This is a genomic window from Allobosea sp. 10N428 (assembly GCF_056394545.1).
Genome location: NZ_JBFTIC010000001.1, coordinates 563,309 through 588,280, shown reverse-complemented (window position 1 = coordinate 588,280; position 24,972 = coordinate 563,309). Strand labels below are relative to the sequence as shown.

Genomic DNA, 24,972 nt, shown 5'->3' with positions numbered 1-24,972 from the left:
GGAACGGGTAAATAGGGGCGTGACATGTCGCAGCCGACGCGCTGGTTCTGGGGGCTGATCCCACTGGTCCTGCTGTGGGGGGCCGGGAATGTCGGGCTGGACGCAGCCATCGAGCAGGATGTCGGCGCGCGCGCAGTGAGGGCCGTTGCGGCAGCGGCCGGGCGGACCCCAGGGGCCCGTCCTGTCGTGGCGCAGGTCGAGGGACGCGACGTCACGATTGCAGGAGAGGTTCTGTCGACCGACGGCGCAACCCGCGCGATGGCGCATCTGCGCGCCGAATTCGGCGTGCGGCGGGCGTTGGGCGGTCTGTCGCAGGTCGTTGCGCAGAAGCCCTATTCATGGTTCGCAGGGCGGCTGTCGGATAGCGTCACGCTCGGCGGCTTCGTCCCGGATGTGCAGACGGCCGAAGCCAATCTCGTTGCGGCAGGCGCGGCGCTGCCCGGCCTGCATGTCGACGATCGCCAGACCATCGCGTTCGGCGCACCGGACGGCTTCGGGGCCATGACCGCCGCGATGATCGCCGAACTGCCGAAACTGGCTTCCGGACGGATCGCGCTCGACGACAGTCGCTTCTGCATCGAAGGGAGGGCCGTGAGCCCCGTTTCGTTCCGGGCCCTCGAGGCTGCTATCGTGCAGCTGGCGCGGCCTGGCTTCCAGGCCGTGAAATGCGATCTTGAGCCTCCGATCGTGGCACCATATCGATGGAGCGCCGAGCACCGCGCCGATGATGAACTCGTCCTGCGGGGCTACTACCCGAACGACGAGGTCCACAGGCAGCTCCTCCAGGCGGTGCAACGCGCCTTCGGGGCGGCGATCATGTTGCGTGACGAATTGCAGCCGGGGGATGGCGCACCGTCTGCATTTCTGGAGAAGATCGCTCGCGCCGCGGCCGACCTCGCTCGGCTTCGGGAAGGCAGGGCCGAGCTCAACGGCGACATCTATACGCTCTCCGGCAAGGGACCGGACAGCTATGAGGCATGCCAGTCGCTACGCCTGCAGATTGCGCAGCAGGACGGTCCCGATTCGGTCGCGCGTGTAGAGATCGACTGTCCTCCGGAACCGCCGCCGGCGCCTGTTGTCGTGCCACCGCCCGAGGTGCCGGGCCTGATCCTGAAGGACGTACTTCCGGCAAATCCCGCGGCCGATCGCCCCACCTCGGCTTCCGCCGCTCCTCTCGGTTCCGGAGCTGGCGAGCAATCGGGCGCGCCTCCCGTGTCCGCCGCCAGGCAGACAGACCCGCCGGTAGCAGCAGCCCCGGTGCCGCTCGACTGGAACGCTGGACGCGCTGATGGGCGCGTCTCACTGGGCGGCGTGGTGGCGAGCGAGGCGCAGCGCGACAACGCAATGGCCGCGGCGCGGCGTCTGTTCGGGGAGGCAGCGCTCGAGGACCGCATGAGCATCGAATCTGCGTTGCGCTCCGAGCTCGATATTCCCGCATCGCTGTCTTTCGCACTTGAGGCCTTGTCGCGACTGAAGTCGGGATCTGTGACGATCCGCGACAAGGACTTCGCCGTAGTCGGGGAGGTTGCGGATGCGGCGAGGCTGGCGGCGCTGCATGATTTTCTTGCTCGCGGCGCTCCGGCAGGGCTTGCCGTCGCGTCTCCGCCGGAAAGCGTCGTGGTGCGGCCTTATGGGCTGACGTTGTCGATGGATCGCACCGGCTTGCGGCTCAGCGGTTATGTTCCTGATGAAATAACGCGCGCCAATCTCCGTTCCGTCGTGGCCGATTCTCCCCTGAAGGATCGGCTCGACGACGGGTTGGTCGTCGTGCCGGGAGCGCCGTCCGATTTCGGCTCTGCCGCGAGAGTGATCCTCGCGGATCTGCTCAGGTTGGATCTGGGCTCCGCTTCGATCGAGGATGACCGCGTCAGCATCCGCGGATTGACCTGTCGCGAACTGATCAGGAGCGAAATCGAGACCAGCGCGGCGTCCGGCCTGCCGGCGGGGTTCAATGCCGATGCCGCAATCAGCCTGCGCCAGACCGGCTGCGTCGTCGACCCGCCGGTGAACTGCCAGAACGATCTCGATGGCTTGACCCGGCGCAACGCCGTGCTGTTCGGGCAGGGCACCTCGGTCGTCGAACTCGATGCGACGACCGAGCGAGTAATCGGCGAGGCGGCGGCCATTCTCAAGAGGTGCCCCGACGCTTCGGTGACCATCGAAGGGCATGCCAACCGCGACGGCGAACGGCGCGGCTTCGACAATATGGACCTGTCTTTGCGCCGGGCCACGCGTGTCCGTGAGGAGCTCGCGCGCCGCGGCATCGACCCCGCGAAGCTCACGGTCAAAGCCTACGGCAGCGCGCGCCCGATCCTGCCCCACGACATGCAGGAAGCCAAGGCGATGAACCGCCGCGTGCAGTTCACCGTGGCGAAGTAGGAGGCGGTCATGCTCTATCTCGCCAGTCAGTTCGTCTGGTTCCTGCTCGCCGCCTTCGGCCTCGGGCTCGCCATGGGCCGGATCAGCCAAGGTGGCGGTAGAGTCCGGCTGTGGAACGGTGCCTGGACGGTTGTCGCCGCGTTCTGGGCCCTTGGTGCAGCCCTGGCCTGGTTCCAATGGCTCAACGGGGCCGTTGCGACATGGTTGGAGACCGCGCTGCTGTTCATCGCTGCGTACTGGGCAGGTTGCGCCTGTGCCAGTTTGTTTCACAGGCCGACAGCGGTGAGCGTAACCCGGGTGACGGCCGATGTGCTTCCGCCCGTCGAGAACGAGGCCGATCTGCCCGGCCGTCGGCCCGCGGGTCAGGCGGTGGCTCGCGATGGAAAAGCTGACGATCTGAAGCTGATCAAGGGTGTCGGCCGGCAGAGTGAAGGTCGCCTGCACGGCCTCGGCATCTGGCATTTCGAGCAGATCGCCGCCTGGGCGCCCGACAACGTCGAATGGGTCGGCAGTTACCTTGCCTTCCCCGGTCGCATCGAACGTGAAGACTGGGTCGGCCAGGCGAAAGTTCTGGCGACGGGCGTCGTGACGGAGTTTGCCGCTCGCGCCAAGGCGGGGCTGGTCGAGACGTCCCGCGACGACGGCTCCGCCGGACAGGGCAATGTCGCAGCCATCTCCAGGGAGGCCACGAAGGAGCCGTCGAAACCCTGAAGTCAGGCCGCTCGACGCTCGGCCCGCGCGATCAGCTTGCCGATGCGCCGGGCCATGTCCCTCGAGCCCAATAGAGGGGCGTGGCCTTGTCCGGCGACGGTGAAGATTTCGCAGTCTGAATGGCGCTCTGCCATCTCTTGCAGTGTCTTTTCTGCCAGCAGATCGGAGTTCGCTCCGCGGATCGCCAGTAGCGGCACCGCTTTGAGCCCGTCGAAATAGGTCCAGAGCACCGGCAGGGGCGCTTCGAGGTCGATCTCCTCCAGCACCTTCATCAGCTTCGTATCGTAATCCGGCTTGAGCGGCCCGTCCCGATCCGTCCAGGTGCGGCGGGCCATGATCTCCCACTCCGCTTCGCTGAGCGCCGGGAAATGCTGGTCGGAGAGCCGCTTCAGAATCTCGGCGCCTTCCGAGAAGCTGCGCGGCACCGGCAATTTCCCGACATAGCCGCGGATGCGCAACAGGCCGCGCGCGTCGATCACCGGGCCGACATCGTTGAGGACGGCTCCGCTGATCACGGCCGGCCGGGCCGCCGCGAGCGCCATTGTGAGAAGCCCGCCTCGCGAGGTGCCGACGAAAACGGCCTGTTCTATGCCCATCGCGACCAGAACCTGCATGAGGTCGTCGAGCTCGATGCGGATGTCGTAGTTCTTCCAGTTGCGGTCGTAATCCGAGAGCCCGCGGCCGCGATAATCAAGCGCCAGCACGCGGCGCGGCTTGGTCTCGTCCTGCGCGAGAGCCATTGCCAGTTCGTGGAAATCGGCGGCCGTGCGCGCGAAACCCGGCAGGCAGACGACCGGAAGTGCGGTCCCTTCGAGCGGACCATAGTCACGCAGATGGAGTTTCAGACCGTCGCGAGCGCTGACGAAGCGGGAGGTAAAGGCGGAAGCCGGGATCATGCGGAACTCGAGGAAGCTATCTCCCGCGCACCTAATCATGCTCCGGCCGAGGGCGGAAGCCGGCTTTCGCAGCGCGACGCCGATGTGGAATCTGTTGAAGTTCGCTGCGACTGCGATGGGTTGCAGGTCCTCGCTTCGCCCGCGCCCGGGATGGCGGGGCAGGTGAGGGGCCAGCGGCTAGTCGCGCTTGCCGCCGCGCTTCAGATCGTAGTCGATCAGATAGGCGGTGCGCTGGTTCAGCCGCTCGCGATAGACCTGCAGATTCTCCATCACGCGCTGGACGTAGTTGCGCGTCTCGGAGAAGGGGATGCGCTCGACCCAATCGACGGCATCCACCTCCGGGTCGCGCGGGTCGCCATAGGCGGCGATCCATTTCTTCACATTCGGCGAGCCGGCATTATAGGCCGCGAAGGTCAGGATGTAGGAGCCGCGCCACTCCTTCAGCAGGTCGTTGAGATGGGCTGCACCCATCTGCGCCGCATAGAGCGGGTCTTGGCCCAGCTTCTGCCAGTCGAAGGGCAGCCCGGCACGACGTGCCGTCTCGCGTGCCGTCGCCGGCATCATCTGCATCAGCCCGCGTGCCCCGGCACCGGACATCGCGGCCGGGTCGAAGGCACTCTCCTGCCGGGCGATGGCGTGGACGATGGCGCGCTCCATCGGGTCGCCGAGCACGTCGAATTCCGGGATGCCGTTGACCGGATAGGCAGCCATGTCGAGCGGGAAGCCGCGCTGCAGCGCCGCCTTGCCGATGCCGACGAGCGCACGGGCATCAGCTTCGCGCTGGGCGATTGCCGCGATCGCCTCCAGCGCTTCGGTGGTGTGCAGGCGCTGTGCCAGATCGTTCAGCATCAGCGTGGCGAGGTCGCGCTCGCCAACGCGATAGAGCAGCCGCACCCCGCGATGGCCCGGCAATCCCTCAAGGGCGGCGGCCGAAGTGCTTCGGAGCGGCAGGCGGTCCAGCCCCAGTTTCGCTCGCGCGAGTTGACCGTAATAGGCGACAGGTTGCTCTGCCGCCTTGCCGAAGGCGGCCTTGGCCTCATCGGCTTGCCCCATCTCCTCAAAGGCGCGGCCCCGCCAATAGGCCGCGCGGGCGACAGAGATGGGCGTTTCGCTGATGGCGGCAGCGGCGTCGAAATGCTTCAGCGCGACTTCCGGCTTCTTCAGGAAGCGCAGTGCGATGAAGCCGGCATGCCATTCCGCCTCGATACGCTCCGCTGCGTCCTCGGCGCCGTGGCCAGCCGAAACCTCATAGGCCTTCGCCGGCTGGCCGGCATCGAGGAGCTTGCGCGAGATGATGCGCCGCTCTTCCCACCAGCCGTCGCCATCGCCCAGCATGGCTGCGTCGCGCGGAACACTGGCGAGCGCCTTGACGGCATCGTCGAGCTTGTCGGCCCGGCGGGCCTGCTGCGCCCGCAGGAAGGCGAAGGAAACGTCGCTGCGGACGGAGGCTGGCACTGCCGCGATCTGCTTTTCGGGGATCGGCCGGCGCGCTCCGGCGCTGGCGAGCCGCGCCCTGGCCAGCACGACATAGTCGGCCGAGACCCGGGCGGCGTTGCGCAAGGCCGCCCCGTCATTGTCCTTGAACAGGAAGCGCTCGGTACGCTGGCGATGGTCGTCCTTCGTCAGCACCGCGTCGAATTCCTTGAGGACGATCTTCTCCAGCGCTTGCCCAAACGGGTCCTTGCGCCACGTCCGGCGCACGAGGGCGGCAGCCTCCTCGGTTCGCCCCTCGTCCTTGAGCGCGAGCGCGAGCGCGATCCGCCCGGCCGGCGACACCGGCTGCTGGCCGTGGAAGAAGGCGCGGACGATCAGCGGACTCTTCTTCTCGGCGATCAGCGCCTCTTCGGCGCGGCGTCGAAAACGGGTCGTTGCGGGATAGTTCGGATGCTCGCGCAGGAAGGCGTCGATCCGCGTGAACGACACCGTGCCGGCATTGGCGTGGATCGCCACCCATTCGAGCAGCGTGCGAACGGCGCGGTCCTCGATCCGCGCCGCAAGCTCATCACCCTCGCCGAGTGCGCCGCGTCGATAGGCGGCGACGGCAGATTTCACGGCGTCCAGATTGGTTGCCTCATCGCCCCGCAGGGTGGAGGACGGATAGGGCAGCAGCGCGCCCGTGGTCTCGACGTCGCCGATCATGGCGAGCTTGCGCTGGCTCGCCAGCATGCCGTCGTCACCCGCCTGTGTGGTCGAGGCGGAGAGCAAGGCAGGCAACAGCAGGCCGATCAGTCTCCTCGCGGCAGCAGGCGAGGCCATGGCGGGTCTCCATCCTGGGGCAGGCATTCGGGAACGATGGTCGGGGAAGGGGGTTGATGAAGGCTTAACTATGAGGCCACGCATTTTCATGCATTGCCGGCTTTGCCTTGACCAAACGACGGTTTATGTGTGGCGGCCCGACAACCCGCGTTTCGCTTCAGGATCAGCCCGATGACCAAGCACATTGCCCTTACCGGCTCGATGCCAGCTCTGGTCACCCCCTTCAAATCCGGCAAGGTCGATGAGGAGACGCTGCGCGCGCTGGTCGAATGGCAGATCGCCAGCGGTTCGACCGGCCTGGTCCCGGTCGGCACCACCGGCGAGAGCCCGACGCTCTCGCATGACGAGCACAAGAGCGTCGTCGAGATCGTCGTCGATCAGGCCAAGGGCCGCGTTCCGGTGATCGCAGGGGCTGGTTCCAACAACACGATCGAGGCTATCGATCTCGCCGTTCACGCCGAGAAGGCCGGCGCCGACGCCGTTCTCGTGGTCACGCCCTACTATAATAAGCCCACCCAGGAGGGCATGTACCAGCACTTCAAGGCGGTGAACGATGCAATCGGGATTCCGATCATCATCTACAACATCCCGCCGCGTTCGGTGGTGGATATGTCCGTCGAGACGATGACGCGGCTCTATGAGCTCAAGAACATCGTCGGCGTGAAGGATGCCACCGCCAATCTCGCCCGCGTCTCGCAGCAGCGCCACGCCATGGGCTCGGATTTCATCCAGCTCTCCGGCGAGGACATGACCGCACTGGCCTATATGGCTGCCGGCGGTCACGGCTGCATCTCGGTCGTCGCCAATGTCGCGCCGCGCCTCTGCGCCGATCTGATGGAGGCCGCGCTCAAGGGCGATTACGCTGGGGCGTTGAAGGTGCAGGACCGGCTGGTGCCGCTCCATGACGCGACCTTCAAGGAGCCCGGCCTCGCCGGCGCCAAGCATGGCCTGAAGCTGCTCGGCCGCATCGAGGAGGAAATCCGCCTGCCCTTGATGCCGGTGACACCGGCCGCCGGCAAGGTGATCCGAGACGCCATGGTTTTCGCCGGGCTGTTGAATGCTTAGATAGGGATTGCGTTCGTCCGGTCGCCCCGGCGACGCCAGGGAAATCCGGAATGTACGAGCCCAGTCACTTCAAGGTCGAGGACCGCGCGCAGCTCCACGCCGTCATTCGCCAGCACCCGCTCGCCTCGCTGGTGACAGTGGGCGAGGGCGGCCTTATCGCCAATCTGGTTCCCTTTATCCTTCACGAGGATGAGGGAGAGAACGGCGTGTTGCGTGCCCACCTCGCGCGACCCAACGCGCAGTGGAAGGCGATCGCGGCGGGTGCCGAGACGCTGGTGATCTTCACTGGCGTCGAGCGCTACGTCACGCCGGCCTGGTATGCGACCAAGCGCGAGACCGGGAAGGTCGTGCCGACCTGGAATTACGTCACCGTCCAGGTTCGCGGCCCCGCCCGGGCGATCGAGGACCCGGCATGGCTGCGTGCCCAGCTCGAGTCGCTGACGCAGCAGCAGGAGGCGCCCCGCACCGAGCCCTGGGCTGTCTCGGACGCGCCGGAGCCCTTCATCGTCGCACAGGCGCGTGGCATCGTCGGCGTCGAGATCGAGATCGCCTCGATCATCGGCAAGTTCAAACTCAGCCAGAACCGGCGCGAGGACGACAAGCTCGGCGTCCTCGACGGCCTGAGCGCCGATCCCGCAATGGATTCGCAGGCGATGGCCTCGCTGGTGAAAAAGCACGGATTCAGTGAAACTGCATGAAGAAGCCTGATCCCGCCCGCTATCGGCTCGCCGCCGACAACCGCAAGGCGCGCTTCAACTACGAGATCAAGGAAACCCTGGAGGCGGGCATCGCGCTGCAGGGCACCGAGATCAAGTCGCTGCGCGGCGGCAAGGCGACGATCGGTGAGAGCTATGCCGGCCCGATGGGCGAGGAGCTCTTCCTGTTCAACGCCCATATCCCGGAATATCTGGAGGCGAACCGCTTCAACCATGAGGTTCGCCGGCCGCGCAAGCTGCTGCTCCACCGCCGCGAGATCAACAAGCTGATGGGCGCGGTCCAGCGCGAGGGCATGGCTCTGATCCCGCTCAAGGTCTATTTCAACGACAAGGGCAGGGCGAAGGTCGAGCTCGGTCTCGGCAAGGGCAAGAAGCTCCACGACAAGCGCGAGACCGAGAAGACCCGCGACTGGAACCGCGACAAGCAGCGGATCTTGAAAACGGGCGGTTAGGCTTGGATCAGGGCCGTGCTTCTCCTTCTCCCGCAGGGGGAGAAGGGAAGAGGCGGCGGCTCTCCAAAAGGAGCCTCACCCTTCCACCGGCTCGTCGCCCTGGCGGATACCGTAGCGCCGTTCGAGCGCGGGATTGCCGGGTGCGGCTGGGGCGCCGGGCGTGGCGCTGCGGGGGCTGCGCTCGGACGGATCGCGCCCGATCTTCTGCATGAGCTGGGCGAGGTCGACGAACTCGTCGCATTGCCGGCGCAAATCGTCCGAGACCATCGGCGGGTTGGTCGAGATCGTCGAGACGACCGAGATCTTGACGCCCTTGCGCTGCACCGCCTCGACCAGCGGGCGGAAGTCGCCATCGCCGGAGAACAGGTAGATCTGGTCGAGATGCGGCGCGAGCTCGAGCATCTCGATCGCCAGCTCGATGTCCATGTTGCCTTTGACGCGCCGCCGGCCCGTGGCGTCGGTGAATTCCTTGGCTGCCTTGGTGATGACGCGGTAGCCGTTATAGTCGAGCCAGTCGACGAGCGGGCGGATCGAGGAGTATTCCTCGCTCTCGACGAGCGTGGTGAAGTAGAAGGCGCGGATCAGATTGCCGCGGCTCTGGAACTCACGCAGCAGGCGACGATAATCCATGTCGAAGCCGAGCTGCTTCGAGGTCGCGTAGAGATTGGCGCCGTCGATGAAAAGCGCGATGCGCGGTGCGCCGTTCATGGCAATGACTCCTGCTCAAATGACTTCAAGCAATAAAGATGGAAGCAAAAGGCGTTCGAACAATGTCGTTCATGAAGGAAATTTGACAAGGTTCAAGCAGGAACCGTGGCTTCTTGACGCAGTGCGGCCATGCGGCTGCGGCAGTGTCGCGCCGTTCGATCGCGCCGGCGACCGGGCTCAGCTCTCGGGTTCGACTGTTCGGGAGATCAGGGCCGCAGCCGTGCGGGATTGCCGAGCGCTGTCCGCCCCTTGGGCACGTCGCGCGTGACCACGCTGCCCGCACCGATGATGGCATCGTCACCGATCGTGACGCCGGGGAGGACGATCGCCCCGCCACCGATCCAGACATTGCTCCCGATGCTGACCGGGCGGCCGAACTCCAGCATCTGCCGGCGCTGAGAGGGATCACGTGGATGATCCGCGGTGAGGATCTGGACGCCGGGGCCGATCTGCGTGCCGTCGCCGATGGTCACGGCGACGACATCGAGGATGACGCAGTTGAAGTTGAGGAAGACGCCGTCGCCCAGGCTGATGTTGTAGCCATAGTCGCAATGGAAGGGCGGGCGGATGGTGACGCCCCGCCCGACATGGCGAAACGCCTCCTGCATCAATGCATCCCTTTGCTCGGGCGCCGCGGTGGTGGCGTTGAAGCGCTCCATCCAGTCGCTGATGCGGCGATTATCGGCGATGAGCTCCGGGCAGTCCGCAAGGTACAGTTCGCCAGCGAGCATCTTGTCCCTCTCGCTGCGCATCGCCGTCCTCCGCGTAGCTCAGGCTTTGCCCTTGGGGAACTCCAATCCCATCTCGCGATAGCGTTCAGGGTCGTCGCTCCAGTTCTCGCGAACCTTCACGAACAGGAAGAGGTGAACTTTGGCCTCGGCCGCTTCGGCGATCTCGGCGCGGGCCTTCTGGCCGATCGCCTTGATCGTCTGGCCGCCTTCGCCGAGCACGATCTTCCGCTGGCCCTCGCGCTCGACATAGATCGTCTGCTCGATACGGACTGAGCCGTCCGGCTTCTGCTGCCAGCTCTCGGTCTCGACCGTGGAGCGGTAGGGGAGTTCATCGTGCAGCCGCTCGAAGATCTTCTCGCGGGTGATCTCTGCGGCGAGGAAGCGCAAGGGCGCATCCGAGATCTGGTCCTCGGGGTAGAGCCAGGGTCCGAGCGGCAGGCGCTTTTCGAGCCAGGCCAGGATGTCCTTCACGCCATAGCCGGTGAGCGCAGCGACCATGAAAGTCGCCTCGAACTGCCCGCGCTCGTTCACCTTGGTGGTGATCTCGAGCAGCTTTTCCTTCGCCACCGTGTCGATCTTGTTGAGGATCAGGAATTTCGGCTGCTTCAGCTCGGCGAGCTTCTCCAGCAGCGCGGTGTTCTCCTCGTGCTCGAAGCGGCCAACGTCGATCAGCACGCCGATCAGGTCGGCGTCGGTCGCGCCTCCCCAGGCACTCGTCACCATCGCGCGGTCAAGCCGGCGCTTCGGCGCGAAGATGCCGGGCGTATCGACGAAGATGATCTGCGCCGGGCCGGACAGGGCGATGCCGCGCACCTGCGTCCGCGTCGTCTGCACCTTGCGCGAGACGATCGAGACCTTGGCGCCGACGAGTTGGTTGAGCAGCGTCGACTTTCCGGCGTTTGGCGCGCCGATCAGCGCGACGAAGCCGCAGCGCGTGGGTTGATCGGTTTCAGACATGCTCGCCTTCCGGGTTTTCGTTCCACAGGCCTTCGCGTCGCAGGAAGGCTTCGGCTGCGGCCTGCTCGGCGAGCCGCTTGGAGGGGCCGCGCGCCTCGGAGTCCGCGAGCCCGGTGATCTTTGCAGCCACGACGAAGACCGGCGCATGGTCCGGCCCCGAACGGCCGCGCTCGCTATAGGTCGGCGTCGGATAGCCCTTGCCTTGAGCCCATTCCTGCAGCGCGGTCTTGGCGTCGCGCAGCGGGCGCACCGGCTTCATCAGCCGCTCGCCGAAGGCGCGTTCGACCAGCGCGCGGGCCGCCTCGTAGCCGCCGTCGATGAAGACCGCTCCGATGATCGCCTCGCAGGCATCGGCCAGGATCGCCTTGTTCTTGCGGGCGCCGCCGAGGATCTCGCCATCGCCCAGCCGCATGAAATGACCGAGATTCCAGCCCTGCGCCACCTCGGCGCAGGTCTCCTTGCGCACGAGATCGGCGAGGCGGCGCGAGAGATTGCCTTCCTCGGATTGCGGATAGCGCCGGAACAGCATGTCGGCAACCGATAGGCCGAGCACACGGTCGCCGAGGAATTCGAGGCGCTGATAGCTAGCCAGCCGCGATTCCTCGGCGCTCATATGGGTGAGCGCCGTGATCAGCAGGGATTTGTCGCTGAAGTTGTGCTCCAGCGCGGCTTCCAGCCGCGCTGTGTCCGGCGCCTTGCGCGCGGTTTCGCTGCTCTTGCTCACTTGATGGTGCTGAACAGACGGTTCCAGCGAACCGTATAGGGCCATTCCCAGATCTTCCAGGCCGAGGCGCCGTCCTCGATCGAGAAGAAGATGATCTCGGCCCGGCCGACGAAGTTCTCGAACGGCACATAGCCGACGCTGCGGTCGCGCGAGTCGAGCGAGTTGTCGCGATTGTCGCCCATCATGAAGAAGTGGCCGGGCGGCACGACGAAGACTTGAGTGTTGTCGAAGGTGCCGGTGTCGCCCTCGCGCTCGATGATCTCGTGGCGGACGCCGTTCGGCAGCGTTTCGATGTAGCGGATCACCGGAACGCTGCGGCCCCAATTGTCGCTGGTCACGTAGTCGGCGATGCGCTCGCGCTTCACCGGCTGGTTGTTGATGTGCAGGATGCCGTCGATCATCTGGATGCGGTCGCCGGGCAGGCCGATGACGCGTTTGATGTAATCCGTCGAATTGTCGCTCGGCAGCTTGAACACGGCGATGTCGCCGCGCTTGGGCTCGGCCGCCCAGACGCGCCCTGAGAACAGCGGCGGGCTGAACGGGATCGAGTGCTTGGAATAGCCGTAGGTGTACTTGGACACGAAGAGATAGTCGCCGATCAGCAGGGTCGGGATCAACGAGCCCGAAGGGATGTTGAAGGGCTGGAACAGCAGGGTGCGGATGACCAACGCGATGAGAAGCGCCTGGACGACGACCTTGATCGTCTCGAAGACGCCGCCCTCTTCCTTGGCCGTCTTGTTCTTGCTTTCGACTTCGTTGGCCACGCGGGGCGCTCCTGGGACTGCAATCCAGCGCGCGGTCTAGCCGACTATCGCGCCTGCGACAACGCGCAAGAGCAGTCTGGTGAGATGATGCTGGCGGATGGCGAATACATGGTGAGAACAATTACAATGCGAGAAAACGGCGGGAGATGGGCCAAATTCGCAGAGCGAATACCCACTTAGATGCGTTGACGATATCGTGTTTCACGAACAGCATTCCCCCGTTTCCGACCTTTGGGGGAATCACCATGAGCACGAAGAAATATGTCGCCGAAGCCATCGGCACGTTCTGGTTGACTTTTGCGGGTTGCGGCAGCGCGGTCATCGCTGCAGGTTTTCCGAATGTCGGCATCGGATTGCTCGGCGTTTCGCTCGCTTTCGGCCTCACCGTCGTGACGATGGCTTACGCCATCGGCCATATTTCCGGTTGCCACCTCAACCCGGCCGTGACGGTCGGGCTCGCGGCAGGCGGTCGTTTTCCGGTGGGGCAGATCGTTCCCTACATTGTCGCGCAAGTCGTCGGCGCGATCGTGGCCGCGGCCGTTCTCTATCAGATTGCCCGCGGCGCGCCGGGCTTCGATCTCGCCAACGGCTTCGCCTCGAACGGCTTTGGCGAGCATTCACCGGGAAAATACAATCTGGCCTCGGCCTTCCTCATGGAAGTCGTGATGACGATGATGTTCCTCTTCATCATCATGGGGGCGACCCACGGCAGGGCTCCGGCCGGCTTTGCGCCGCTCGCCATCGGCCTCGGCCTGTGCCTGATCCACCTCGTCAGCATCCCCGTGACGAACACCTCGGTGAACCCGGCGCGCAGCACGGGGCCGGCGCTGTTCGTCGGCGGCTGGGCCATTCAGCAGCTCTGGCTGTTCTGGGTCGCGCCGCTCATCGGCGGCGTGCTCGGCGGCGCAATCTATCGTTGGCTGAGCGACGAGCCGCAGGGTGTCGTCAGCGGTACCCAGCCGGCCGAGTAGGCCAGCTCGACATTTGCTGAAGGAAGGCTGGTGCCGCCGCACCGGCCTTCCCTGTTCTATGGCTACTGAACTACGCCGGGCGATCGCCGATGATCGGACGGGCCTCGATCACGACGAAGGCCTGTGCCAGTGGCGGGTCGTCGGTCAGCGAGACATGGACGACCGGCTCGAAACCTGCCGGCGTCATGGCTTTCACACGCTCAAGCGCGCCGCCCGTCAGGCGCATGGTCGGGCGCCCGCCCGGCAGATTGACCACCTCCATGTCACGCCAGAACACGCCCAGCCGCATGCCGGTGCCGAGCGCCTTCGAGCAAGCCTCCTTGGCGGCGAAGCGGCGGGCATAGGAGGCGGCGCGCGTGGCGCGGCGGTCGGACTTCGCCCGCTCCCCGTCAGTGAAGACGCGTTGGGTGAAGCGCTCGCCGAAGCGCTCGAGGGAGCGCTCGATGCGGCGGATGTCGCAGAGGTCGGAGCCGATGCCGAGGATCATGCTCCGCGTTTAGAGCATTGGCCGGGAAAGTGGAAACCGGTTTCCGGAACCGTCAGCCTCCGGTGCCGCGCCCATCGTCCATCGCCTGCCGCATCCGGCGGATCGCCGCGTCCAGCCCGACGAAGATCGCCTCGCCGATCAGGAAGTGGCCAATGTTGAACTCGACGAAGGCCGGAACGCCGGCAAGCTTGCGGGCGGTGTCGTAATCGAGCCCGTGGCCGGCATGGACCTCAAGCCCGAGCTTGGCCGCATAAACCGCGCCATCGGCAAGTCGCTGGAACTCGGCCTGCGCCTTGGCCGTTCTGCCATCCGCAACCGCATGGCACCAGCTGCCGGTATGCAGCTCGACGACGGGGGCGCCGAGCTTGGCCGCCATCGCGATCGGGGCCTCGTCGGGCTCGATGAAGAGCGAAACGCGGCAGCCGGCGGCCTTCAGGCGGGCGATGCGTGGCGCAAGCTGTTCTTCCTGCCCGACGACGTCGAGCCCGCCCTCGGTGGTACGCTCCTCGCGCTTTTCCGGCACGAGGCAGGCCGCGTGCGGCTTCAGGCGCTCCGCCAGCGCGATCATCTCGTCGGTGGCGGCCATCTCGAAATTGAGCGGCTTCGTCAGCTCGGCGGCGAGCCGTTCTATATCGGCGTCGCGGATATGGCGGCGGTCCTCGCGCAGATGGGCGGTGATTCCGTCAGCGCCTGCTGCGATGGCGAGATGGGCGGCGCGGACCGGATCGGGCAGGGCACCACCGCGCGCATTCCTCACCGTGGCGACATGGTCGATGTTGACGCCGAGACGCAGCCCTTCGGCCATGGTGCAAGCCCTCTTTGAAGCTACCCGTGCTTAGACGAAAGCACGGCATCGGCTCAATGCAGGGATTGTGATGGCGGCCTCACGATTTGTGATCTGTGCGACCATCCGCAGGCGCGATTGCTGATTTGACAACAGCGAATGGTTGTTCGGTCTCCGTGAAGGTAATCGTAACCGGCGCGCTGCAATATCAAGACATAAATCAACTAAACTTTTGGTTGAGCTAGTTGAGATTATGCAACTCACCGTAAATAACACGGCCTTCCACGCAGACATTACGCCGGACCGACGCAATGCCGGTCAGCCGCCCGAGCGTGCGCTTGGGCGGGTGATCGCCTGCGACGGATCGCGTGCCACGATCCTGAGCGCGGTCTCGACAGGCAGCTGGCAGGCAAGCGACGCCTGGGCGATCGGCCGCATGATCTCGATCAATCTCGGTCCAAGCCGCATCGTGGCCTTGGTCTACAAGCTGCACGCGGTCGAGCCAGCCTGGACGGACGGCGAGAACCCGATTCAGGTCGAGGTCGAGTTTCTGGGCGAGGTTCTTGAAAAGCCGGATGGCTCGGCGCGCTTCCAGAGCGGCATTACCACCTATCCGCCGATCGGCGCCATAGCTCACCGCATCCGCGCCGGCGACCTTGCGCTCGTTCACGACCTTGGTGACCGGACGGGTGCCGAGATCGGCCATGTCACGCAGGATGCCAGCATCGCCGCGACCGTCAGCATCCAGGACATGCTCTCGCGTCATTTCGCCCTCGTCGGCACCACGGGTGTCGGCAAGTCGAGCGCCGTCTCGCTCCTGCTGCGCCGTGCCGTCGCGGCGCGCCCGCGCCTGCGCGTTCTGATCCTCGATCCGCACAACGAATATTCCGTCGCCTTTCCGGATCTCGCCCTGACCATCGATGGCGATGCGCTCGACCTGCCGTTCTGGATGTTCAAGCAGGAGGAGTTTGCCGATATCGTCTTTCGCGGCCGGCCTGCGCTGGACGACGAGCCGGACATTCTGCGGGAGGTCGTTGCAGCAGCCCGAACCCGCTACCGTGTTCCCAGTGGTCAGGAACTGGCGCGCGACCTCGGATCGAGCCTGCTCAAGCGTCCGCTCGATCTCGGCACGGGGCGCAGCGGCTCGGAGCCGGCGCCGTCGACGGGCGGTGTCGACGCATCGACGCCTTACCGTCTGAAGGACGCCTTTGCCGTTATCGACGAAATGATCGGCCTGCACGAGCAGCGCTGGCCGAGGGCGGCGCTGCGCTCGCTGAAGGTGCGGCTGGAATCGCTCCACGCCGATCCGCGCTACCGCTTCATGTTCGGGCGCGCCAATATGTACGAGACGGTGGCGCCGATACTGGGTCAGATCTTCCGCATTCCGATGCATGGCCGGCCGATCACCGCCTTCCAGCTCGGTGGCCTGCCGGGCGAGGTGGTCAATGCCGTCGCCTCGGTGCTGTCGCGGCTTGCCTTCGACATCGCAATGGCGAGCCAGGGCGCCTGCGAGGTCCTGGTGCTCTGCGAAGAGGCACATCGCTATGTGCCGTCCGACCAGGCGCTCGGCTTCGCGCCAACCCGCCAGGCGATCGCGCGCATCGCCAAGGAAGGGCGCAAATACGGCGCCTATCTCGGCGTGGTCACGCAGCGCCCGGGCGAACTCGACCCGACCATCCTGTCGCAGTGCTCGACCGTCTTCGCCATGCGGCTGGCCAACGAGCGCGACCAGCAGATCATTCGCTCGGCGATTTCCGACGCTTCGGCCAGCACGATCAATTTCCTCTCCTCGATCGGCAACCGTGAGGCGATCGCCTTCGGCGAGGGGGTCGCCACCACGATGCGGATGCGTTTCGCCGAGCTCAAGCCGCATGAGCTGCCGGCGATGGGCGGACGCGCGGGCGAGGGCGGCGGCCGGCTGGAGCCGACCCTGGACGACATGGTCCGGCGCATGCGGGCCTGAGCGCGAATTTCTTGCATCCCGGCGGCTTTGGCTGTAAGGGCCTGCTCAACCTATTCCCTGCATCGCTGAGATCGGAAGAAGCCGCCCATGGCTCGCGTTACCGTTGAAGACTGCATCGACAAGGTCGAGAACCGCTTCGAGCTGGTGCTGCTCGCCAGCCACCGCGCGCGGATGATCCAGTCGGGCTCGTCGATCCTCGTCACGCGCGACAACGACAAGAATCCCGTCGTCGCGCTTCGCGAAATCGCCGACGAGAAGCTGAAGCCCGAGGATCTCAAGGAAGACCTGATCCACTCGCTGCAGAAGCATGTCGAGGTCGACGAGCCGGAGCAGGAGACCGTTCCGCTGCTCGCCAGCCCTGCCAGCGCAGCGACGCCCGACAGCGAAGTCCAGTTCGACCGGATGAGCGAAGAGGACCTGCTGCGCGGCCTCGACGGCCTCGTGCCGCCGACCGAGAGCGCCGACGACGAGGACTGACCCTCGGCCCGCGTGAATCGATTGTTCATAGTTTGAAGTTAAAGCCCGGCCCCGCCGGGCTTTTTCATGCCCGCCATCCGGAAAACGCCTTGCTGCCGTCCATGCCTGCGCAAATAATCATGAGTTGCAACAAGAGAATGTCGAGGCAGGGGCCCGCATGGGCATAATGCGGCAGTATGAGCTCGTTGACCGGGTCAGGAGCTACAATCCGAATACCGACGAGGACCTGCTCAACCGGGCCTATGTCTATGCCATGCGCGCACACGGCACGCAGAAGCGCGCCTCCGGCGATCCCTTCTTCGCGCATCCGCTCGAAGTTGCGGCGATTCTGACCGATCTCAAGCTCGACGATGCCACCATCGTTGCCGCTGTCCTGCACGATACGGTCGAGGACACCGCCGCGACGCTCGAGGAGATCGAGAGCATGTTCGGGCCGGATATCCGCCGGCTCGTCGACGGCCTCACGAAGATCAAGAAGCTCGATCTCGTCTCCAAGAAGGCGGCACAGGGCGAGAACTTCCGCAAGCTGCTGCTCGCCATCGCCGATGATGTCCGGGTGCTGCTGGTCAAGCTCGCCGACCGGCTGCACAACATGCGCACCCTGCATTTCGTCCCGCCCGAGAAGCGCCTGCGCATCGCCGAGGAGACGATCGAGATCTATGCTCCGCTCGCCGGGCGCATGGGCATGCAGGAGCTGCGCGAGGAGCTGGAGGAGCTTTCCTTCCGCCACATCAAGCCGGAAGCCCACGCCACCGTGACCAAGCGGCTGGAGGAGGTCACCGCGCGCGAGGGCAAGGTGATCGGCGAGATCGAGCGCGATCTGAAGGAGAAGCTTGCCGCCAGCGGTATCCAGGCCCAGGTCTCGGGACGGCGCAAGCGCCCCTATTCGATCTGGAAGAAGATGGAGCGGAAGTCAGTCTCCTTCGAGCAGCTCTCGGATATCTTCGGCTTCCGCGTCATCGTCGAGAAGCCGGAGGATTGCTACCGCGTCCTTGGCATCGTCCATATGACCTGGCCGATGGTGCCTGGGCGCTACAAGGATTACATTTCGACGCCCAAGCAGAACGACTATCGCTCGATCCACACCACCGTGGTCGGCCCCGGCCATAGCCGCGTCGAATTGCAGATCCGCACCGACACCATGGACCGCATCGCCGAATACGGCATCGCCGCGCATGCGCACTACAAGGATGGCCGCCCCGGCGCGCCGATCCGGCTCGGCGACGAGAGCCGCGCCTATCAGTGGCTGCGCCGCACCGTCGACTTGCTGAACGAGGGCGACAGCCCCGAGGAGTTTCTCGAACACACCAAGCTCGAGCTCTTCCACGATCAGGTTTTCTGCTTCACGCCGAAGGGCCGGCTGATCGCCCTGCCGCGCGGGGCGACGCCGATCGATTTCGCCTATGCCGTCCATACCGATGTCGGCAACAGCGCCGTCGGCGCCAAGATCAACGGACGCATCGCGCCGCTCCTGACCGAACTGCAGAACGGTGACGAGGTCGAGATCACCCGCGCCGAGGGCCAGGCGCCGCCGGCTGCCTGGGAGTCGCTCGTCGTCACCGGCAAGGCCCGTGCCGCGATCCGCCGTGCCACGCGCGCTGCCGTGCGCCGGCAATATGCGGGCCTGGGCCGCCAGATCCTTGAACGCGCTTTCTCCCGCGCCGAGCGGGCTTTCTCCGACGACAAGCTCAAGGCTGCGCTCAGGCGCCTCGCCCGCAACACGGTCGATGACGTGCTCGCCGCCGTCGGTCGTGGCGAGATGTACTCCGGCGACGTCGTGAAGGCGGTCTATCCCGATCTCGAGCCGGAGAAGCGCGCTTCGGCCGAGACCAAGCCCGGCGCCGCGGCCAGCGGAAAAGGCTGGTTCGAGTTGCGTCAGGGCGAAAACCTGAAGTTCAAACTGCCGGGCGAGGAGCCCTCGGACGACAGCGCCATCCCGATTCGCGGCCTCGGCCGTGACCTGCCTGTGCGCTTCGCTCCGCAGGGGGGCGCGGTGCCGGGCGATCGCATCGTCGGGATACTGACGCCGGGCGAGGGCGTGACGATCTATCCGATCCAGTCGCCGGCGCTCGCCGCCTTCGACAACGAACCCGAGCGTTGGCTCGATGTGCGTTGGGATCTCGACGACAAGGTGCCGCAGCGTTTCCCGGCTCGTATTGCGCTGAAGTCGCTCAACGAGCCAGGTTCGCTCGCCCAGATTACCACGACGATTGCCGAGCATGACGGCAATATCGACTCGGTCTCGATGAACCGTCCGAACCCGGATTTCACCGATGTCACGATCGATCTCACCGTCTGGGATCTGAAGCACCTCTCGGCGATCATCAGCGAGCTGCGTGAGAAGCGCGTGATAAGCCGCGTCGAGCGGGTAGTCGGCTAGTTCCGGAACGCGGCTGCCAGTTCGCGCACGAAGGCCCGGCCGCGTGGCGTGGCCGCGTTGCTGCGCAGCACGACCTGCGAGCGCCCGAGCGGCGGCAGCCCCCAACCCGCGCCGATATCGACGGCGCCCGGCGGGGCGACGCGGGTTGCCAGCGCAGCGACCCCGAAGCCGCCGGCAAGCGCGGCCTGCACGGCGGCCATCCCGCCGCCGATGAAGGCTTCGCGCCAGCCGATGGCGCGCCGGTCGAGCGCGGCGATGGCGTGCTGCCGCAGGCGGCACTCGGAGACGAGGCTGATCAGCGGCAGCGGCGAGTCGCCTCGGCGCGGCAAATCTGGAGAGGCGAACCAGCCGAGGCTATCCTCGCGCAGCACCTCCCCCGTCTTGCCGGCGCCGATCCTGCGCACGAGTACCGCATCGAGATCGCCCGCCTCATAAGCCGCCTCCAATTGGCTCGACGGCTCGATGCGCAAATTGACGATGAGGTCGGGATCGCGCGCGGCCAGTCGGGCGAGCAGGGCCGGCACATCGGCGCCGGCCGCCTGTTCGCTGATGCCGATGGCGATCCGCTCAGGCGCCTCGCTGAAGGCGGCGAGCGCCCGGCTGTGCGCGGCGAGGAATGCGCGGGCGGCCGGCAGGAAGCGCTCGCCTTCGGATGTGAGCCGAACCAGCCGCGGATGCCGCTGCAAAAGAAGCTTCCCGAGCGTGGTCTCCAGCCGCTTGATCCGCGTGCTGACCAGCGACTGCGTCGAGCCGAGCGCTTCGGCAGCGCGGGTGAAGCTCGACAATTCGGCGGCCTGAAGAAAGGCCGCAACCGCTTCGACATCGAGGGCAGGAGTGCTCATAAATCAGAAATCCGTATTTATGATATCGGGTACGATACGGTTTATTGCTTTATGATTCAAGGCTAGCTTCTGGCCATCGACCGGCAGCCATCCGGCTGCCGCAGATGGAGAGAACCATGCCTCTGATCCGGATTTCCATGCGTCGCGGCCGGCCCGCTTCCGAACCTGCGGCGATCATCGACGGTGTCTACAAGGCGCTGCGCGAGACGTTCGAGGTGCCGGAGAAGGATCTCTTCGCCGTCGTGCACCAGCATGACGCCGACGAATTCGTCTTCGATGCCAATTATTTCGGCTTCAACCGCAGTGCGGGTCTGGTCATGATCCAGATCACGGTGGCCAACACACGCGGCGTGACGCAGAAGAAGAAGCTTTATGCGGCGATCGCGGCGAACCTTGTTCGTGACCCCGGGCTGAAGCCGGACGACATCTTCATCAACCTTGTCGAGGTCAAGCGCGAGGACTGGTCGTTTGGGGGCGGCATCGCCCAGTACGTGGCCTGAGAGCGACCTTGCTTCGCGCAAGCGTCGCGTCGATCCGGAAGTTCCGGGCGGGAGGGCGCCGGTTTCCGTGATGGTCGGGGCAAGCCCGGCCATGACGCGGTTTCTTCCTGCGCCTGCCTGTCCTAAATCCTGTCCATGGAATGGACGGATGAAGGCACGATCATCGGCCTCAAGGCTCATGGCGAAAGCGCCGTGATCCTCGAGGTGATGACCCGTGACCATGGCCGTCACCTCGGCCTCGTCAGGGGCGGGCGTTCGCAGAAGGCGCAGCCTCAGCTCCAGCCGGGCAATCATGTCGCTGTGACATGGCGCGCCCGGCTCGACGAACACCTCGGCGAGTACAGGGTGGAACTGCTGACCTCGCATGCCGCCCGTTTGATGGCGGCCCCGGTCGCGCTCTACGGGCTGGGGACGATCGCTGCGCTTCTTCGCCTGCTGCCTGAGCGGGATCCGCATCCGGGCCTCTACGAGGGCTTCGCCGTCCTCATCGCTCATCTCGACGAACAGCGCTTCACGCCGGCGCTGGTTGTGCGCTTCGAACTCGCCATGCTCTCGGAGCTCGGCTTCGGGCTCGATCTTGCGCGCTGCGCCGTGACCGGCTCCCCCGACGATCTCAGCCATGTCTCGCCGAAATCGGGCAAGGCCGTCAGCCGCCGGGCGGCGCAACCCTATCTGGACCGGCTGCTGGCGCTGCCGGCTTTCCTGGTCGAAGGGCAGGGTGGGCGTGCACCGTCCGCGGCCGAGCTTCTGGCGGGCTTCGCCCTGACCGGGCATTTCCTGCGCCGTCACCTCTATGAGCCTCGGGGGCTTCGCGAACCGCCGGAGCGGGCGCGATTGATCGAACTGGCGACGCGCGTCGCAGCGAATTCACGCGCAGCGGATTCATCCACTGATTGAGCGCAAAATGCCGGCGCCGGCGTTTGCACGCATGGCGGCGTACCTGCATTGTTCTGGCGGGCTGATTCGCGCTGTGCCATAGAAGCCGCGCGAATTTTCGACGAGACGAGGGCTGAAGACGCATGGGCAAACCGGTCGATCCGCCGCCGGAGGACGAATCCGAGCGCATCGATCTGAAATCGGCGCTCGAAGAGCGCTATCTTGCCTATGCGCTCTCCACCATCATGCACCGCGCTTTGCCGGATGCGCGCGACGGTTTGAAGCCCGTCCATCGCCGCATCCTGCACGCCATGCGGCTGCTGCGGCTCGATCCGGGCCAGGTCCACAAGAAATGCGCCCGCATCGTCGGCGACGTCATCGGTAAGTTCCACCCGCATGGCGACCAGTCGGTCTATGACGCGCTGGTGCGCCTCGCGCAGGATTTCGCCCAGCGCTATCCGCTCGTCGACGGGCAGGGCAATTTCGGCAATATCGATGGCGATAACGCCGCCGCCTACCGTTACACCGAAGCGCGCATGACCGAGGTCGCCCGGCTCCTCCTCGACGGCATCGACGAGGACGCGGTCGATTTCCGCGAGACCTATAACGGCGAGGACGAGGAACCGATCGTCCTGCCGGCCGCCTTCCCGAACCTGCTCGCCAATGGCTCGCAGGGCATCGCTGTGGGCATGGCGACCTCGATCCCGCCGCACAACGCCGCCGAGCTCTGCGACGCCGCGCTCTACCTGATCCAGCACCCGGAGACCTCCTCCGAGCAGCTCATGACCTTCGTGCCAGGCCCGGATTTTCCGACCGGCGGCATCATCGTCGAGAGCCGCGCCTCGATGGCGGAGACCTATCGCACCGGCCGCGGCGCCTTCCGCACTCGCGCGCGCTGGGTGAAGGAAGACCTTGAGCGGGGTGCCTGGCAGGTCGTCGTCACCGAGATCCCCTACATGGTCTCGAAGGGCCGGCTGATCGAGAAGATCGCGGAACTGCTCAACGACAAGAAACTGCCTTTGGTCGCGGATCTGCGCGACGAATCGGCGGAGGATATCCGCGTCGTCATCGAGCCGCGCGCCCGCAATGTCGATCCCAACCTGATGATGGAATCGCTGTTCCGGCTCTCTGAGTTGGAAGCGCGCATTTCGATGAACATGAACGTGCTGACCGGCGGCCTCGTGCCGCGCGTGCTCGGCCTTTCGGAGGCCCTGCGCGCCTGGCTCGACCATCGCCGCGAAGTGCTGCAGCGGCGTTCGCGCTTCCGGCTCGGCCAGATCGAGAAGCGGCTGGAGATCCTGCGCGGCCTGCTGATCGTCTATCTCGATCTCGATCGGGTCATCAAAATCATCCGCGAGGAGGATGAGCCGAAGATCGAATTGATGAAGGTCTTCGACCTCACCGAGGTCCAGGCCAACGCGATCCTCGACACGCGCCTGCGCGCATTGCGCAAGCTTGAGGAGATGCAGCTCAAGACCGAGCTTGACGAACTGACCAAGGAAAAGGGGCAGATCGAGGAGCTGCTCGGCTCCGAGGCGACGCAGTGGAAGACGATCGCCTGGGACATCCGGCAGGTGAAGAAGACCTTCGGCCCGGAGACGGCGATCGGCAAGCGCCGCACCGACTTTGCCGATATGCCCGACACCGCCGATATCGACCTGACACAGGCCATGGTCGAGCGCGAGCCCATCACCGTCGTCATCTCGAAGAAGGGCTGGATCCGCGCACTGAAGGGCCATGTGCAGGATCGCTCCAGCTTCTCCTTCAAGGGCGACGATGCGCTCCAGACGGCGTTCTTCACCGAGACGACCGCGAAAGTGCTGGTGCTCGCCTCGAACGGCAAGGTCTTCACGCTCGACGCCTCGAAGCTGCCGGGCGGGCGCGGCTTCGGCGATCCGATCAGGCTGATGATCGAACTGGAGGAGACGGCCGAGATCGTCTCCGCTTTCCCCTACAGGCCGGGCTCCAAGCTGCTTATGGCGACGAGCGAGGGCAGGGGCTTCGTAGCTCCCGCCGACGATGTCGTCGCCAACACCCGCAAGGGGCGGCAGGTTCTGAATGTCGATGGCGCGACGGTCGCCGTGCTTGCGGTGCCGGCGGATGGCGACCATGTCGCGATCATCGGCCAGAACCGCAAGCTGCTCTGCTTCCCGATCTCGGAAGTGGCGGAGATGGGCCGCGGCAAGGGCGTGCGCCTGCAGCGCTACAAGGATGGCGGCCTTTCCGACGCCAAGACCTTCAACCTCACTGAGGGCCTGACGTGGCTCGACACGTCGGGCCGAACCTGGACGGTAACGCAGGCCGATCTGCTGGAATGGCTTGGCCACCGCGCCGAGGCCGGGCGCCTGCCACCCAAGGGCTTCCCGAAGAGCAATACCTTCGGGGGGTGAGGGCGCCTAGCCAGTAGAGCGTCCTCATGCTCGCAGAGAAGTCGCGAGAACCGCAACGCAGAACCGCCGTTGGCGCTTTAGCCGTGACCTGACGGTTGCCGCGGTGAGGGCTCGTCTCGCTGGTCCAACGGCCCTATACCTCACCCCTGCGCCTTTCTTCGGGCTTGCCCGAGATCGGCGCTTGAAGTGTCGAGGCCGGCAACAGCCGACTTCGACGCAGCAGAGGGGTTCCCTGCGCCTTCATTGTCAAATGTCAATGCTGTTAGGAACTTACGCAGACTTCCTGAATCAACCCAGCAGCCGCCTGAATCAAATTCTCAGCGGATCGGCCGGCCGAGGATCCCGGCTTCGAGGCTGAGCGTGATCTTGTCGGTGACCGCCCATTCCACGCCGGCGCGAGCCTCGGGCCGCACGGCGATTTCGCTCTGGTTGAAGGGCGCAGAGAATGGCGTTGCGCCATAGCGCCAGGTTTCGTTGGCGGCAGACATCCCGACCTTGGTGTAGAGCAGCACGTCAGGCGCTACCAGCACGCCGGTCTTGACCTGGAAGGCGCCGGCGAAGTCGCGCGTGTAGGCGACGTTGCCGAAGCTCGGATAGCCATAGCCGCCGATCGCGGGGGCGTAGTCGATCGCGCCCACGATGCCGTAAACGAAGTTGCCCTCGCGTCGCATCGTCCCGGCCTCGAGCCCGAAGGTCGGCCCGGCGTTCGTGCGCATATGCTTCGAGCTTGTGACCTGGAAGCCTGACGAGATGCGGGCGTAGGAGCCCTCCCAACGCGGCGAGATCATCGGCTCGTCCCAGGCGAAGGACGGCAAGGCGGCGAAACCGGTGAGGGGCAGGAGGGTCTCTGCCGGCGCTGCGCCCGCGAAAAGAACCGAAAGCGCCGCAGCCGAAAGAAGCGGAAATCTCACGTCGAAGCCATCCTCGCGCAGAAGCGCCCTGC

The 24,972-nt window shown here is 65.6% G+C and carries 23 protein-coding genes; 12 read left to right on the top strand and 11 right to left on the bottom strand.

Going from position 1 to position 24,972, the window contains the following annotated elements; genetic code table 11:
• The first annotated feature begins 24 nt into the window (after positions 1 to 24).
• Both AC1DDA_RS02790 and AC1DDA_RS02785 read left to right on the top strand, forming a co-directional pair.
• Positions 25 to 2,379: an OmpA family protein gene (locus AC1DDA_RS02790; RefSeq protein ID WP_476794538.1), complete on the top strand. Its 2,355-nt coding sequence runs from the start codon at positions 25 to 27 to the stop codon at positions 2,377 to 2,379.
• A 9-nt stretch (positions 2,380 to 2,388) separates the two neighbouring features.
• Positions 2,389 to 3,090 carry a hypothetical protein gene (locus AC1DDA_RS02785; protein WP_476794537.1) on the top strand — a complete coding sequence of 234 codons (702 nt, stop codon included), beginning with the start codon at positions 2,389 to 2,391 and terminating at the stop codon, positions 3,088 to 3,090.
• Positions 3,091 to 3,092: 2 nt separating this feature from the next.
• On the opposite strand, the gene AC1DDA_RS02780 is transcribed toward AC1DDA_RS02785, so the two are convergent.
• Both AC1DDA_RS02780 and AC1DDA_RS02775 read right to left on the bottom strand, forming a co-directional pair.
• On the bottom strand, positions 3,093 to 3,986 hold the full coding sequence (locus AC1DDA_RS02780; RefSeq protein WP_476794536.1) for an alpha/beta fold hydrolase: 894 nt from the start codon (positions 3,984 to 3,986) through the stop codon (positions 3,093 to 3,095).
• A gap of 177 nt (positions 3,987 to 4,163) precedes the next feature.
• The gene (locus AC1DDA_RS02775) at positions 4,164 to 6,242 is read right to left on the bottom strand and encodes a transglycosylase SLT domain-containing protein (protein ID WP_476794535.1); all 2,079 of its coding nucleotides are present in this window, start codon (positions 6,240 to 6,242) and stop codon (positions 4,164 to 4,166) included.
• A gap of 171 nt (positions 6,243 to 6,413) precedes the next feature.
• On the opposite strand from AC1DDA_RS02775, the gene dapA reads away from it, so the two are divergent.
• From dapA to smpB, 3 genes are read left to right on the top strand one after another with little or no spacing between them, the layout of a single operon-like run.
• Entirely contained in the window at positions 6,414 to 7,307 is an 894-nt protein-coding gene (gene dapA / locus AC1DDA_RS02770; protein WP_476794534.1) for a 4-hydroxy-tetrahydrodipicolinate synthase, read from the top strand.
• A gap of 50 nt (positions 7,308 to 7,357) precedes the next feature.
• Positions 7,358 to 8,005, top strand: coding sequence for an FMN-binding negative transcriptional regulator (locus tag AC1DDA_RS02765; protein ID WP_476794533.1), 648 nt, complete (start codon positions 7,358 to 7,360; stop codon positions 8,003 to 8,005).
• A complete protein-coding gene (gene smpB / locus AC1DDA_RS02760) occupies positions 8,002 to 8,475 on the top strand; it encodes an SsrA-binding protein SmpB (RefSeq protein WP_441512486.1) in 474 nt (157 codons plus the stop codon). Before AC1DDA_RS02765 ends, smpB begins: the two co-directional genes overlap by 4 nt.
• A 75-nt stretch (positions 8,476 to 8,550) precedes the next feature.
• Here the strand turns inward: smpB and AC1DDA_RS02755 are convergent, their stop codons facing one another.
• The 5 genes from AC1DDA_RS02755 to lepB all read right to left on the bottom strand — a co-directional run bounded on the left by AC1DDA_RS02755 (position 8,551) and on the right by lepB (position 12,359).
• Entirely contained in the window at positions 8,551 to 9,183 is a 633-nt protein-coding gene (locus AC1DDA_RS02755) for a LabA-like NYN domain-containing protein (RefSeq protein ID WP_441512487.1), read from the bottom strand.
• Between the two features lie 206 nt (positions 9,184 to 9,389).
• Complete coding sequence (locus tag AC1DDA_RS02750) at positions 9,390 to 9,935, bottom strand: sugar O-acetyltransferase (RefSeq protein ID WP_476794532.1); 546 nt, start codon at positions 9,933 to 9,935, stop codon at positions 9,390 to 9,392.
• Between the two features lie 18 nt (positions 9,936 to 9,953).
• Positions 9,954 to 10,871: a GTPase Era gene (gene era, locus AC1DDA_RS02745; RefSeq protein ID WP_476794531.1), complete on the bottom strand. Its 918-nt coding sequence runs from the start codon at positions 10,869 to 10,871 to the stop codon at positions 9,954 to 9,956.
• Positions 10,864 to 11,595: a ribonuclease III gene (gene rnc, locus AC1DDA_RS02740; RefSeq protein WP_476794530.1), complete on the bottom strand. Its 732-nt coding sequence runs from the start codon at positions 11,593 to 11,595 to the stop codon at positions 10,864 to 10,866. Before rnc ends, era begins: the two co-directional genes overlap by 8 nt.
• A complete protein-coding gene (gene lepB, locus AC1DDA_RS02735) occupies positions 11,592 to 12,359 on the bottom strand; it encodes a signal peptidase I (protein WP_476794529.1) in 768 nt (255 codons plus the stop codon). The genes rnc and lepB overlap by 4 nt, the downstream gene beginning before the upstream one ends.
• 245 nt (positions 12,360 to 12,604) lie before the next feature.
• On the opposite strand from lepB, the gene aqpZ reads away from it, so the two are divergent.
• Entirely contained in the window at positions 12,605 to 13,330 is a 726-nt protein-coding gene (aqpZ, locus tag AC1DDA_RS02730; protein ID WP_441512492.1) for an aquaporin Z, read from the top strand.
• 70 nt (positions 13,331 to 13,400) lie between these two features.
• Here aqpZ and acpS read toward each other — a convergent pair whose 3' ends face one another.
• The gene (gene acpS / locus AC1DDA_RS02725) at positions 13,401 to 13,817 is read right to left on the bottom strand and encodes a holo-ACP synthase (RefSeq protein WP_441512493.1); all 417 of its coding nucleotides are present in this window, start codon (positions 13,815 to 13,817) and stop codon (positions 13,401 to 13,403) included.
• Positions 13,818 to 13,869: 52 nt separating this feature from the next.
• Positions 13,870 to 14,622 (bottom strand): pyridoxine 5'-phosphate synthase, encoded by a 753-nt coding sequence (locus AC1DDA_RS02720; protein ID WP_476794528.1) that lies wholly within the window; start codon positions 14,620 to 14,622, stop codon positions 13,870 to 13,872.
• Between the two features lie 232 nt (positions 14,623 to 14,854).
• On the opposite strand from AC1DDA_RS02720, the gene AC1DDA_RS02715 reads away from it, so the two are divergent.
• The 3 genes from AC1DDA_RS02715 to AC1DDA_RS02705 all read left to right on the top strand — a co-directional run bounded on the left by AC1DDA_RS02715 (position 14,855) and on the right by AC1DDA_RS02705 (position 19,421).
• Positions 14,855 to 16,564 (top strand): ATP-binding protein, encoded by a 1,710-nt coding sequence (locus AC1DDA_RS02715; RefSeq protein WP_476794527.1) that lies wholly within the window; start codon positions 14,855 to 14,857, stop codon positions 16,562 to 16,564.
• Positions 16,565 to 16,651: 87 nt separating this feature from the next.
• Positions 16,652 to 17,041: a DNA-directed RNA polymerase subunit omega gene (gene rpoZ, locus AC1DDA_RS02710; protein ID WP_476794526.1), complete on the top strand. Its 390-nt coding sequence runs from the start codon at positions 16,652 to 16,654 to the stop codon at positions 17,039 to 17,041.
• 163 nt (positions 17,042 to 17,204) lie between these two features.
• On the top strand, positions 17,205 to 19,421 hold the full coding sequence (locus AC1DDA_RS02705) for a RelA/SpoT family protein (protein WP_476795116.1): 2,217 nt from the start codon (positions 17,205 to 17,207) through the stop codon (positions 19,419 to 19,421).
• Here AC1DDA_RS02705 and AC1DDA_RS02700 read toward each other — a convergent pair.
• A complete protein-coding gene (locus tag AC1DDA_RS02700) occupies positions 19,418 to 20,263 on the bottom strand; it encodes a LysR substrate-binding domain-containing protein (protein ID WP_476794525.1) in 846 nt (281 codons plus the stop codon). The genes AC1DDA_RS02705 and AC1DDA_RS02700 overlap by 4 nt on opposite strands.
• A 116-nt stretch (positions 20,264 to 20,379) precedes the next feature.
• Here AC1DDA_RS02700 and AC1DDA_RS02695 point away from each other — a divergent pair, with 116 nt between their 5' ends.
• The 3 genes from AC1DDA_RS02695 to parC all read left to right on the top strand — a co-directional run bounded on the left by AC1DDA_RS02695 (position 20,380) and on the right by parC (position 24,029).
• A complete protein-coding gene (locus tag AC1DDA_RS02695; protein WP_476794524.1) occupies positions 20,380 to 20,763 on the top strand; it encodes a tautomerase family protein in 384 nt (127 codons plus the stop codon).
• A 135-nt stretch (positions 20,764 to 20,898) separates the two neighbouring features.
• Positions 20,899 to 21,660, top strand: a complete 762-nt coding sequence (gene recO / locus AC1DDA_RS02690) for a DNA repair protein RecO (protein WP_476794523.1) — start codon at positions 20,899 to 20,901, stop codon at positions 21,658 to 21,660.
• A 122-nt stretch (positions 21,661 to 21,782) separates the two neighbouring features.
• Entirely contained in the window at positions 21,783 to 24,029 is a 2,247-nt protein-coding gene (gene parC, locus AC1DDA_RS02685) for a DNA topoisomerase IV subunit A (protein ID WP_476794522.1), read from the top strand.
• A 317-nt stretch (positions 24,030 to 24,346) separates the two neighbouring features.
• Here parC and AC1DDA_RS02680 read toward each other — a convergent pair whose 3' ends face one another.
• Positions 24,347 to 24,940: an outer membrane protein gene (locus AC1DDA_RS02680; RefSeq protein ID WP_476794521.1), complete on the bottom strand. Its 594-nt coding sequence runs from the start codon at positions 24,938 to 24,940 to the stop codon at positions 24,347 to 24,349.
• Positions 24,941 to 24,972: the final 32 nt, after the last annotated feature.